This is a genomic window from Flavobacterium pedocola (assembly GCF_053764385.1).
In genome coordinates, this window is the sequence record NZ_JBSNCR010000002.1 from 510,866 (window position 1) to 524,246 (window position 13,381).

A 13,381-nucleotide genomic window follows, 5' to 3' on the forward strand; every position below is an offset into this window, starting at 1 on the left:
GTTTTACAGTTATGGCATTAATTGGCAACACTGATCCTTTTTATATTCATAACCCTTTAATCCCTCTTTTAAAATGAAAACGAAAACATTGGTTTACGCGTTTGTTATGTTCTTGCTTTTGCAATCTTGTGCCAAAAAATCGGCTGCCGATTTTAACTCTGATTTTTCATTATTCAAGGATTACATTTCTAATTTTTCAGGCGGGATGGTTTCGTCCTATTCCGACATAAGGGTTGTGCTGGCTTTCGACAAAAAAGAATGGAAGGCCAACCAGGAACTGGACAGAAGTCTATTCAACATTTCACCTAATGTGGATGGTAAAGTCGTAGCGCTTTCCAACAACACGATTGCCTTCATTCCGGAAGACAAACTGGATCAGGATACCGAATATCAGGTTACCCTGAAACTGAACGAATTGATCAACACTAAAAAAGGGCTTGAAGAATTCAATTTTACCATAAAAACCTTTAAACAAGATTTTAAAGTGGAAACGGAAGACATCCAATCCTACAGCCCCGACTATCAATATTTAAACGGAACCCTTAAAACAGCCGATAAAATTGATTTTGAAACCGCTAAAAAACTGATTTCCGCCACACAAAGAGACAAAGCGGTAAAAATAAAATTCACACAATCCGCGAAACTGGCTACCGAATTCCGTTTCATCGTCGACAGTATCCAGCGTTATCCTACGGAAAGCGTTTTGGAAATCACCTATGACGGTGACGATGCCGATATCGACCAGAAAGGCACCATCAATTATAATGTTCCGGCCAAAAACCATTTTAAAATCGTTAAAGTTTCCGTTCCGGAAGGCAACAATCAAATGGTGCTGGTGAATTTTTCGGAACCTTTACGAAGAGGACAGGATTTTAATGGTCTGGTATCCATTCAGAATGCCCAAAACCTGAAATTTTCCGCTCAGGGCAACCTGTTGAAAGTCTATTTTAACAATGATTTGCCGGAAGAAGAACCAAAAAATGCGACAGAAGAGGCTGCTGCTGTAGTAGAAGCTGCCGCTGCTGCAGTGGATTCCGTTGCGGTAGCAGTGGATACAACAACACTTTATAACGAAATAACCGTTGATCCGGAGTATGAAGCAGAAGATGAACAAAAAACCGTAGTCGAAAGCGTTTTAAAAGGCAGCATCACCATCGATTTTTTTGAAGGAATCGAAAGCGAGTACGGTCAGAAATTATCCAAAAACTATGTTTCGACCGTTTCCTTCGAACCGATCAAACCCAACATCCGCTTTATTAAAAACGGAACCATTTTACCGAGCTCCAACAATCTGAAACTGAATTTTGAAGCCGTAAACCTGAAAGCGGTTGATGTAAAAGTATATAAGATTTATAAAAACAACATCCTTCAGTTCCTGCAGGACAACGAACTCAACGGCACCCAAAATCTGAAAAGGGTTTCCCAGCCCGTGGCTAAAACCACCATCGATTTAAAGGAAAATCCGCTGACGGAACACAGCAAATGGAATACGTTTGCCCTGGATCTGTCCAAAATCATCACCCCGGAACCGGGTGCAATTTACCGTGTGGAATTAAGTTTCAAAAAAGCCTATTCTTTATACGAATGTGAAACTTCAACGGATGAAAATTCCGATCAGGAAGAGGAAGAAGTGGATGAAAACGACGTCAATTACAGCGACAATTATTACGACGATTATTATTTTGACGATTACGAGTGGCGTGAAAGCCAGGATCCCTGCAGCAATTCCTATTATTACAACACCAAAATAGGGACCAATATTTTAGCTACGGATTTGGGTGTTATCGCCAAACGCGGAGAAAACAAATCTTATTTCTTTGCCGTAAGCAACATCGTTTCCACCGAACCGGTTTCGAACGCCAGAATCGATTTGTACAGTTTTCAGCAACAGAAATTGGCAACCGCAGCCACCAGCAGTGAAGGAATTGCGAATTTCAAGCTCGACAAATTTGCCTATTTCGCCATAGTAACCTTGGGGACGCAATCCACTTACGTGAAACTTGACGACGGTAATGCTTTGTCCGTGAGTAATTTTGACGTATCCGGCGAAACCCTGCAGAAAGGTTTAAAAGGCTTCATCTATGGCGAGCGCGGCGTGTGGCGTCCGGGCGACAATCTGTACCTCTCCTTTATTTTGAATGATGCCGCAAACAAATTGCCGGAATCTCATCCGATCAAATTCCGACTTACGGATCCCAACGGAAAAATCCATTATCAGACCGTTCAGAAATCGAACGCGATGAACCATTACGCTTTCGAAGTACCGACCAATTACGATGCGCCGACAGGCAGTTGGGAAGCCATGGTAAGCGTAGGAGGCGCTAAATTTTATAAAAACATAAAAATCGAAACGATCAAACCGAATCGTTTAAAAATAAAAAACAGTTTCCGCAATCCGGTGTTGTCCTCGTCACAGCCTAACATCAGCAATTTGCAGGTGAATTGGCTGCACGGTGCCGTGGGCAAAAATCTGAAAGTGGACATGCAGGCGAAATTCTCACAGCAGGTAACCACCTTCAAAAACTATGAGAAATATACTTTTGATGATTTGGCGCGCCAGTTCAGCACCGAAGAAATCAATGTATTTTCCGGAAGAACCGATGCTAACGGAAGCGCAACAGCCACCATTCAGCCAAAGTTGGACGGACAGTCGCCCGGTATGCTGAAAGCAGCCTTCATCACCAAAGTATATGAAGAAGGCGGTGATTTCAGTACCGATGTGATGGCCACAACCTATTCACCTTATATGGCTTATGTGGGTGTAAAAGCACCGGAGCCCAACAAATACGGAATGCTGGAAACCAGAGTGGGCAATAAATTCGACATCGTATCCGTCGATGAAAACGGAAGACCGAAAGCCAACCAGCATCTGGAAGTAAAAGTCTACAAAGTAGAATGGCGCTGGTGGTGGGATTCCGCATCGGATGACTTGTCCAATTACAATTCGTCGAGTGCTACAACAGCATACAAAGCTTATCGTGTTACTACCAATGCCAGCGGAAAAGCAGCTGTACAGTTTACGGTAACCGATGAAGACTGGGGCCGCTACCTGATTCGCGTAATCGATCCTGTAAACGGTCATGCTTCTTCCTTAACGGTAAATATCGATTGGCCAATCTGGTCCGGAAAAACAAAAAACACAGATGCTTCTACAGCCAATATGCTTGTTTTTTCCACAGACAAAAAAGAATACGCCGTGGGAGAAAAAGCACAGATTTCGTTCCCGTCCAGTGAAGGCGGAAGAGCTTTGATTTCCATCGAAAACGGTTCAAGAGTATTGCAATCGGTGTGGGCGGAAACCCAAAAAGGTGAAACAAAAGTACAGATCCCGATAACTGCCGCAATGGCACCGAACGTGTACTTTAATATCACGTTGTTACAACCGCATGCCTCCACCAAAAACGATTCCCCGATACGTATGTACGGGATTGTTCCGGTTGAAGTGGTAGACAAAAACACGATTCTGCAGCCTAAAATTTCAATGCCGGATGTCTTAAAACCGGAACAGGCTTTCAATGTAAAAGTAAGCGAAAGCACCGGAAGGGAAATGACCTATACTATTGCCGTTGTAGACGAAGGCTTATTGGATTTAACCCGTTTCAAAACCCCGAATGCCTGGGACAATTTCTACGTTCGTGAAGCCTTGGGCGTAAGAACCTGGGACATTTATGATGATGTAATCGGGGCGTACGGCGGAAAAGTCAATCAGGTTTTCAGCATTGGAGGTGACGAAGATTTAGGCGGCGGAAAAGCGAAAAAAGCCAACCGTTTCAAGCCTGTAGTGTTATACTTTGGCCCTTTCAAACTGGAAAAAGGCCAGACGAAAACCCATCAGCTGAAATTACCGAAATACATCGGTTCGGTTCGCACCATGGTCGTAGCAGCCAACAGTGAAGCAAGTGCTTACGGAAGTGCCGAAAAAGCAACGCCGGTAAGAAGTCCGTTAATGACCTTGGCTTCCTTACCAAGAAAAATATCGCCATCTGAAAAAGTAACGGTGCCGGTAACGGTATTCGCTATGGAAAAACATGTCAAAAATGTAACCGTACAACTGAAAACGAGTAACGGTATACGCGTAATCGGACAACCGGTTCAAAAAGCATCCTTTACATCACCGGATGAAAAAATGGTGTATTTCAATCTTGAAGTTGGTGCTGCAACCGGAATCGGAAAAATTCAGGTAATCGCCACTTCCGGCAAGGAAAAATCCTCTTATGATGTGGAAATTGACGTAATGAACCCTAATCCTATTACAAGTACATATACCGATATTGTTTTAGAGCCGAAAAGTTCCAAAACGATTTCCTGGTCGACTTTTGGCGTGAGTGGCAGTAATAAAGCCACACTTGAAGTTTCCTCCATGCCGACTATGGATTTCAGCGGAAGATTACAATATCTTATCACTTATCCACACGGTTGTGTGGAACAAACCACTTCGGCGGTATTCCCACAATTGTTCTTGAACGATGTAGTGGATATCGATGCTGCCCGAAAACAGTCCATCCAGCGCAATGTAATTGCCGGTATCAAACGTTTGGAAAGCTATCAATTGTCCAACGGAGGCTTCTCCTATTGGCCGGGCAACAATATCGCTGACGATTGGGGAAGTTCCTACGCTGGACATTTCCTGATTGAAGCCGAAAAGAAAGGCTATGCACTACCTATCAACGCCAAAACAAAATGGATTTCCTACCAGCAGAAAGAAGCCAAAAAATGGCGCTTCCTTCCACAATATGGGAACGACCTGGCTCAGGCTTATCGTTTGTACACCTTGGCTTTGGTAGGTTCGCCTGATTTACCGTCGATGAACCGTTTGCGCGAAACCAGCGGCATTTCCAATGAAAGCAAATTGCGTTTGGCTGCGACTTATGTGTTAGCAGGACAAAAATCGGCTGGTATGGCTTTACTACAGAAGAGCAAAATTGATGAAGAAGCCAACCGTTATCAGTATTACTATTACGGTTCGAGTGACCGTAACCGCGCCATGGCGTTAGAAACCCTGATTCTTTTAGGCCAGAAACAGAAAGCCTTCACCATGGCAACAAAACTGGCGAAACAAATGAGTGCCAACCAGTGGATGAGTACGCAAACTACCGCTTACTGTTTGTATTCGATGTCGAAATTTGCCCAATCTAACGGTGGAAAAGGAATCGATGTAAACTATAGTAACGGCGGTAAAAACCAAATGGTTAAAACATCAAAATCGTTAGTGGAAAGAAGTTTGAGCATTAAAAACGGAAACAACAGCATCACCCTGAAAAACAACCGAAACAATACTGTTTTTGTGCGCGTACTGAATACGGGTATTCTTCCGGTTGGTAAAGAGCAGGTGCTGCAAAGTAATATTTCGGCTAATGTGGTATTCACAAACAGAAAAGGTGAAATTCTTAACATAAGTAAAATTGCCCAGGGAACCGAATTCATTGCAGAAGTTACACTAAGAAACCAACGAAACGAAAGAGTGGAAAATGTGGCACTTACCCAAATTTTACCATCCGGTTTTGAAATCGTGAACACCCGTTTCACGGATTACGGCAACGCCACGGAAAACATAGCCGATTATATCGACATTCGCGACGACAGAACCAATTTCTACTTCAGCATGAAGGCCAACGAAACGAAGAAATTCCGCATCCTGTTAAACGCTTCTTATTTAGGCAATTACTATCTGCCGGGATTACAATGTGAGGCGATGTACGACCATTCCTTCCTTGCCCGTACTAAAGGCATGTGGGTGCAAGTTGTAAAATAGTAACTATAACAATCTGATTGTAAAGAATTAAAACGGAATTTTCCCTTGAAGGCAAGAATAAAAAAGATGTGGCAACGCGTCTGCAATTGGGTAAAACGGAATAAAAAAAAGACAGCCATCAGCGTATTGCTTTTGGTTGTCTACTATTTTTCGTTGCCGCGCGTTTTGTTTCAGGAGCCTTATGCCACTGTTATTGAGAGCAAAGAAGGTGAACTGCTGGGTGCTAAAATTGCCAAAGACGGCCAATGGCGGTTTCCGGCGCAGGACAGCGTGCCTTACAAATTCCAAAAGTGTATTATTTATTTTGAAGACCAGTATTTTTACAACCATCCCGGCTTTAATCCGATGGCGATGTTCAATGCGGCCAAGCAGAATGCCAAAGCCGGAAAAGTCATGCGCGGGGGAAGTACGCTGACCCAACAGGTTATCCGCTTATCGCGAAAAGGCAAAAACAGAACCTATTTCGAAAAAATCATCGAAATGGTGTTGGCTACCCGTTTGGAATTCAGACATTCAAAAGAAAAAATCCTTGAATTGTATGCTGCCCATGCGCCTTACGGGAGAAATGTAGTGGGATTGGAAATGGCTTCCTGGCGCTATTTCGGCGTGCAGTCGCATCAGTTGTCGTGGGCGGAAAGCGCAACCTTAGCAGTGTTACCAAATGCCCCGAGCTTGATTTATCCTGGGAAAAACCAACAGCGATTGCTTCAGAAACGCAATACTCTTTTGCTGAAATTGAAGAACGAAAACATTATCGACAGCCAAACCTATGAATTGGCCATTGCCGAACCGTTACCACAAAAACCGTATGATTTGCCGCAGATTGCACCGCATTTACTGCAACGGGTTGCCAAAAAGCAGGAAGGCACTCGGGTAAAAACCACTTTAGACATTGCTTTACAGCATCGTATCAATCAGATTGCCGGGTATTATCATAATCAGTACAAACAGAATGAAGTGAACAATCTGGCGATATTGGTTATCGATGTAAAAAACCGAAACGTGATGAGTTATGTGGGAAATGCGCCAACTGACAGGGACCATCAGAAAGACGTGGACATCATCAGCGCACCGAGAAGCACCGGAAGTATTTTAAAACCGTTATTGTATGCCGGCATGTTGGACGAAGGTGAATTGCTGCCCAATACGCTGGTTGCAGATGTCCCAACTCAAATATCAGGTTACACGCCTCAAAACTTTAACCTGACGTATGACGGAGCTGTTCCGGCACACCGGGCATTGTCGCGTTCCCTTAATATCCCATCGGTTTTGATGCTTAAGGATTTTGGCGTGAACAAATTTTACGAAGAATTGCAGAAATTCAAACTGAGAGACATTTCCAGACCACCTGATCATTATGGTTTATCCTTGATTCTTGGTGGCGCGGAAAGCAACCTGTGGGATTTGTGCCGAACATATGCCGGGATGTCGTCAACGGTTAATTATTTCAATACCAGCAAAGGAAAGTACCGAACCAAAGAATTTACCGAACTGAATTACGAACAGGGTTTTACCCCCGATTTTGGTAAAGAAAGCAACCAGAAAACCATTTTAGGGGCCGGTTCCATTTGGTTAACGTATAACGCGATGGAAGAAGTAAACCGACCGGAAGGCGACGAAGCCTGGAAGTTTTACGACAGTTCCCTGAAAATAGCCTGGAAAACCGGAACCAGTTTCGGGAACCGGGATGCCTGGGCCATCGGAACCAATTCGCGGTATGTGGTTGGAATTTGGGTTGGCAATGCGACTGGTGAAGGAAGACCGGAACTGACCGGGGTTTCTACCGCTGCTCCTATCCTTTTCGACGTGTTTAACCTGTTACCCAGAACCCAATGGTTTGCCACACCGGAGCGCGATTTAGAGAAAGTAGAGGTGTGCAGGCTAAGCGGTCATCTGGCCAAAAACGAATGCCCGAAAGTGAAGCAACTGGTGGCTTTGAAAGGAAAATCGAGTTCGGTTTGCCCATACCATAAAACGGTGCATTTGGACAAAACCGGACAATTCCGTGTGAACAGCAGCTGCGAAAACATCGAAAATATTGCTACACACAGCTGGTTTGTATTGCCTCCGGTAATGGAATGGTACTACAAAAACCAGCATATCGACTATAAGACTTTGCCTCCTTTCCGCAGTGATTGTCAGGCTTCGCAATCTACCTATATGGATTTTATTTACCCGAAAACGAATACCAAAATCTACCTGACCAAAAATTTCAACAGCGAGATTCAGCCGGTGATTTTAAAAGTAGCGCATTCCCAAAGGGAGACGGAACTTTTCTGGTATTTGGATGAAGTCTATGTAGGGAAAACCAAAACGTTCCATGAAATGCCGGTTAACGCCACTAGCGGGTTCCATTGGATTACTGTAGTGGACAGCTTCGGAAATGAAATCCGACGAAAGGTGCAGATTGTCCGGGAGTGATGTCTTCCGAGCGAAAGTTCCCTAGCCCCGATGGGAGCGGCATCCTTTTTGCCTTTCCGGTTCTGGATTGAAAGCAAAATGCCCTGGCAAAAAGATAGAGCGGACAGCGGGAAAAAGCTCCAAAAACCTAAAAACAAGCCATAAAAAAACCGCCTCGTTTCACAACGGGCGGTTTAAATTTATTTAATTTCATTGCCTTCTTTGTCGAAGAAATGATATTCCAAATACGTGTAAGCGTCACGAGGTATGATTTTCACCCATTTCTTATGCTCGAAAAACCATTTCGAACGTAAGGATGGAAAACCTTTGGTAAGGTAGGCGGCCACAAAAGGGTGTGTATTCAACACGATTTTTTTGTGCTCGCGGATAATTCTTTCAAGATCAGCCGCTATTTTATCTACAATTAAGATTGGAGCTTCGATTTCCCCGTTTTCATTAGGGTCCTCTTCTCTTGTTTTGATATTTACTTCCGGTCTGACTCTTTGTCTAGTAATTTGAATCAATCCAAATTTGCTAGGAGGCAAGATCTTGTGTTTTGCCTTGTCGTCACTCATTTCCTCCTTCAGAAAATCGTATAATGTTTTACGGTTTTCCGGATTTTGCATATCAATGAAATCGACTACAATAATCCCGCCCATGTCGCGAAGTCGTAACTGACGTGCAATTTCGGCTGCAGCTATCAGATTGACTTCCAAAGCGGTATCTTCCTGATTGGTGGCTTTATTGGATCGGTTACCGCTGTTAACGTCGATAACGTGTAAAGCCTCAGTGTGTTCGATGATCAGATAAGCTCCTTTGCTCATCGAAACCGTTTTCCCGAAAGACGTTTTGATTTGTCGCTCAATGTGATATTTCTCAAAAAGAGGAAGTTCCTTCGATTGGTAATGTTTGACGATGTTGACTTTTGAAGGCGCTATCTCTTGCAAATAGTCCTTGGTTTGGTAATACAAATCCTCATCATCCACATGGATACCGGTAAAAGTATCGTTGAATACGTCTCTTAAAATGGAAGAAGCTTTGTTTACTTCCCCTAAGATTTTCGACGGGTGATGAGCGGTTGGTATTCGTTTGCACATTGCCGACCATTTGTCGATCAAGTTTTGCAAGTCTCTGTCCAGTTCGGCCACTTTTTTGCCTTCTGCTACTGTGCGAACAATAACACCGAATCCTTTAGGTTTGATGGATTGAACCAGGCGTTTTAATCGGTCTTTTTCTTCTTTGGAATCGATTTTCTGAGAAACCGACACCCTGTCCGAAAAAGGCACTAAAACCACATATCGTCCCGCCAACGACAACTCCGAACTGATTCGGGGGCCTTTGGTGGAAATAGGTTCTTTCACAACCTGAACCAAAATTGACTGATTGGCGCTCAGCACGTCGCTGATAGCACCATCTTTGTTAATTTCAGGTTCAAAAGGAAAGTTTTTGAGAGTGAAATCTTTTATTTTACCTGCGCTTACAAGTTTAATGAATTTCATCATCGAAGAAAGGTTAGGTCCTAAATCGTGGTAATGCAAAAACGCATCTTTCTCGAAACCAACGTTTACAAACGCGGCATTAAGACCGGGAACAGGCTTTCTGATTTTGGCAATAAAAATATCACCTACTGAAAAACCGGCTTTTTCATCGCCCCCTTCTTCTTTGTGTAATTCAATTAGTTTTCCATCTTTTAATAAGGCAAAATCTACAGCTTCTGAACTGGAACGAATAATTAATTCTTTGTTCATGCAGTACATTTTTATCCCGACTATTAGTTTGCAGTTTGCAGTTTACAGTTTACAGTTTGCACTGAATAACTCATAACTCATAATTCATAACTGAATCGCAAGGATGGATTAAACATTTTTTTACAGGCATTTTTTACCCGATGGAATTTCAGTAGACAGTCGCAGTTTTCAGTTTTCAGCCAAACTGTTGACTGAGACTGGGACTGAGGACTGATTTTCCGTTGTCAATGAACTTTTCAATTAAAAAAAGAAAAAAGTAGCTTTAGACTACTTTTTCTTTTTGTGACGGTTAGCTCTCGCTCTTTTTTTACGTTTGTGCGTCGCTACCTTATGTCTTTTTCTTTTTTTACCACTTGGCATAGTGTACGTGTTTAGTGATTAATAAATAATTATTTTACTTCAGTGTTAGTTTTTACTCCGTCAACAAAGATTTTCGCAGGTTTGAAAGCTGGAATGTTGTGAGCAGGGATTTTGATTGTAGTGTTTTTAGAGATGTTTCTTCCTGTTTTTTCAGCTCTAGTTTTAATAATAAAGCTTCCGAAACCTCTTAAGTATACGTTGTCACCAGTTTCCAATGAAGTTTTAACTTCGTCCATAAAAGACTCAACTGTTGCCTGTACGTCTCCTTTTTCTAAGCCTAATTTCTCTGAAATTTTCGCTACGATGTCTGCTTTCGTCATTTTCTTTCTTTTTATATTATTAATATGTTGTGCAAATTTTTGAGTGCGCAAATATAGTAATTAAAAAAACAAAATTTCAAGCTAATTGATTAAAATTTAGTCACATAAAGTTTTATTTTTGTTTTCCAATTTTTTTAACATGAATTTTGCTAACTCGTTAATCTCATGGTATTTACAGCATAAACGCGATTTACCCTGGCGAAAAACGAACGACCCCTACCCGATTTGGCTTTCGGAAATCATGCTGCAACAAACGCGAGTAGCACAGGGAATGCCCTATTTTTTTGCTTTCACGGAAGCTTTTCCGACCGTTTTCGATCTGGCCGATGCCAATGAAGAGCAAGTCCTTAAATTATGGCAGGGCTTAGGCTATTATTCCCGCGCCCGAAATTTACATGCTACAGCAAAAACGGTGGCCTATGAATTCAACGGCGAATTCCCCCACTCCTATGAAAAGCTGAAAAAACTCAAAGGGGTTGGCGATTATACCGCAGCTGCCATCGCGTCGATTGCTTTTGGCGAAGCTGTTCCCGTGGTAGACGGCAATGTTTATCGGGTACTGTCCCGCTACTTTACTATTGAAACCGATATTTCATCCCCAAAAGCCAAAAAAGAATTCTTCGACTTAGCCGCCACACTTTTACCTAAAGGAAAAGCATCCGAGTTCAATCAGGCGATGATGGAATTTGGCGCATTACAATGTGTTCCGAAAAACCCGGATTGTGCCAACTGCATTTTCAACGGAAGCTGCCTGGCCCTTAAAAACAAAAAAGTTACCTCGCTGCCCGTCAAATTAAAGAAAACCAAAGTGACTCACCGTTATTTCAATTATTTAATCGTAAAAGACAAAAACGGAAAAGCACTGATTCAGAAAAGAACCACCAAAGGCATCTGGCACAATTTGTATGAATTCCCTTTAATTGAAACCGAAACGCCAACGGATTTTGAAACAACTTCAAAACTAATTCAGGACTACGGTTTCAACTTTAACGCTTTAACCATCAAACCATTGCATCACAAGGCCATCGTACACAAACTTTCCCACCAGCATCTGAACATCCGTTTTTGGGAAGTCCAAACCGAAGAAGAAGTCGCCAATGCCTTATCACCAGAGAAAATCACAACATTTCCGTTCCCGATTGTTATTCACAATTTTATTGAACAGCATTGGCTGAAGTGAGCAGAAAAGTAGTATATTTGAGTATTACTAAAACATACAAGCCATGAACGGTACATTAAACAAAGTGATTTTAATAGGACATTTAGGAGATGACGTTAAAATGCACTACTTTGAAGGAGGAAACTGCATTGGACGTTTTCCACTTGCAACAAACGAAGTTTACATCAACAAAACTACCGGAGAAAAAATCACTTCCACCGAATGGCACAACTTAGTGGTCCGCAACAAAGCAGCGGAAATCTGCGAAAAGTATCTTACAAAAGGTGATAAAATCTATGTGGAAGGCCGTATAAAATCCCGCCAATGGCAAACCGAAGAAGGCACCACCAAATACACTACCGAAATCCAGGTAACGGAATTCACCTTCCTGACCACCAAAAAAGAATTTGAGCAAAAGCAGGGTGGTTTCGCTCCGCATGGCAGCGATCCGTCACGCAATCCGTCGTACGACGCACCACCAACAACTTTGGATGGCGACGATCTGCCGTTTTAAGCAACGGTCTCAAAATAATCCTTTAGAAACTCCGTTTCTCATTGTATCTTTACGCCAAAATCCGCGTAAGGCTTTCTGCTATGAAACACTTTAGAAAAACAATATTGTTAACCGGACTGGCGGCTTCGCTAATGATGATGAGCTGCAAGGACGACATCCTTCCAAAACCGAAAGGTCAGCTCCGCCTGGATTACCCTATGGCCGGCTACAAAAACTTCAGTGACAATTGTCCGTTTACTTTTGAGGTGAATGAAACGGCGAATGTACACAACAAAGGAAACTGCAGTTTTGAAGTGGAATACCCAAAAATGAAAGCCACCGTGTACGTAAATTACAAACCCGTTAAAGGCAACATTGAACAATTACTTCGCGATGCCCAAAAATTAACCTACGAGCACGTAATCAAAGCCGATGATATTGCCGAACAGCCTTTCCTGAACCCAACCAACAAAACCTATGGTATGTTTTATCAGGTAGGCGGAAATGCCGCAACCAACGCACAGTTTTATGTAACCGACAGCACGCGCCACTTTTTAGTAGGCTCGGTATATTTTTATGCCAAACCGAATTACGATTCGATTTTACCGGCTGCCGCTTACATTAAAAACGATATGCGAAAAATCATGGAAACCCTTAAATGGAAGTAATAAAAAAAGGAACTCAAATGAGTTCCTTTTTATTTTATAGCAGGCCAGCAATTCGTTGACGTGTTTTCTTTTCAGATAGTAGCCTTATACTTAGTTACTTTATAGGTTTTACCATCCGCAACCCCTTCAACAATTTCAGTTAACGTTTCCTGGTTGTTCACGTTTTTATCGAAAGAAACAGTAGCGGTTTTGGTTTCAAAATCCACTTTCGCTTCTTTTACACCTTCGGTTTCAGCTAATTTTTTCTCAATAGTCGCCGCACAGCCCATTGCACAGGTCATTCCTTCAATTTCGAAAGAAGCCGATTGTAAATCATTAACAGCAATTTCTTTTTTAGGCGCGGCAACTTCTGTAGTTGCATTTGCTTCTACTGCTGCTTCAGCCGTTTTTTCTTCTTTTTTACAACTGGTTAAAGCCAATCCGCTTACCGCTAAAACCAACAATGTTTTTGAAAAGGTCATATCGTTTTGATTTTGAATAC

Annotated in this window: 8 protein-coding genes; 5 read left to right on the plus strand and 3 right to left on the minus strand. The window is 42.4% G+C overall.

What is annotated here, in order from left to right; translation table 11 throughout:
- Positions 1 to 73: 73 nt before the first annotated feature.
- The gene (locus ACWPKD_RS06335; RefSeq protein WP_455411827.1) at positions 74 to 5,752 is read left to right on the plus strand and encodes an alpha-2-macroglobulin family protein; all 5,679 of its coding nucleotides are present in this window, start codon (positions 74 to 76) and stop codon (positions 5,750 to 5,752) included.
- Between the two features lie 66 nt (positions 5,753 to 5,818).
- Entirely contained in the window at positions 5,819 to 8,173 is a 2,355-nt protein-coding gene (gene pbpC, locus ACWPKD_RS06340; protein ID WP_455411964.1) for a penicillin-binding protein 1C, read from the plus strand.
- A 179-nt stretch (positions 8,174 to 8,352) separates the two neighbouring features.
- On the opposite strand, the gene ACWPKD_RS06345 is transcribed toward pbpC, so the two are convergent.
- Positions 8,353 to 9,900 (minus strand): Rne/Rng family ribonuclease, encoded by a 1,548-nt coding sequence (locus tag ACWPKD_RS06345; protein WP_455411828.1) that lies wholly within the window; start codon positions 9,898 to 9,900, stop codon positions 8,353 to 8,355.
- 389 nt (positions 9,901 to 10,289) lie between these two features.
- A complete protein-coding gene (locus ACWPKD_RS06350) occupies positions 10,290 to 10,595 on the minus strand; it encodes an HU family DNA-binding protein (protein WP_455411965.1) in 306 nt (101 codons plus the stop codon).
- A gap of 124 nt (positions 10,596 to 10,719) precedes the next feature.
- On the opposite strand from ACWPKD_RS06350, the gene mutY reads away from it, so the two are divergent.
- The 3 genes from mutY to gldD all read left to right on the plus strand — a co-directional run bounded on the left by mutY (position 10,720) and on the right by gldD (position 12,900).
- Complete coding sequence (mutY, locus tag ACWPKD_RS06355) at positions 10,720 to 11,760, plus strand: A/G-specific adenine glycosylase (RefSeq protein WP_455411829.1); 1,041 nt, start codon at positions 10,720 to 10,722, stop codon at positions 11,758 to 11,760.
- A 43-nt stretch (positions 11,761 to 11,803) separates the two neighbouring features.
- On the plus strand, positions 11,804 to 12,253 hold the full coding sequence (locus tag ACWPKD_RS06360; protein WP_455411830.1) for a single-stranded DNA-binding protein: 450 nt from the start codon (positions 11,804 to 11,806) through the stop codon (positions 12,251 to 12,253).
- Between the two features lie 80 nt (positions 12,254 to 12,333).
- Positions 12,334 to 12,900 carry a gliding motility lipoprotein GldD gene (gene gldD, locus ACWPKD_RS06365; protein ID WP_455411831.1) on the plus strand — a complete coding sequence of 189 codons (567 nt, stop codon included), beginning with the start codon at positions 12,334 to 12,336 and terminating at the stop codon, positions 12,898 to 12,900.
- Positions 12,901 to 12,971: 71 nt separating this feature from the next.
- On the opposite strand, the gene ACWPKD_RS06370 is transcribed toward gldD, so the two are convergent.
- Positions 12,972 to 13,361 carry a heavy-metal-associated domain-containing protein gene (locus ACWPKD_RS06370; RefSeq protein WP_455411832.1) on the minus strand — a complete coding sequence of 130 codons (390 nt, stop codon included), beginning with the start codon at positions 13,359 to 13,361 and terminating at the stop codon, positions 12,972 to 12,974.
- Between the last annotated feature and the right edge of the window lie 20 nt (positions 13,362 to 13,381).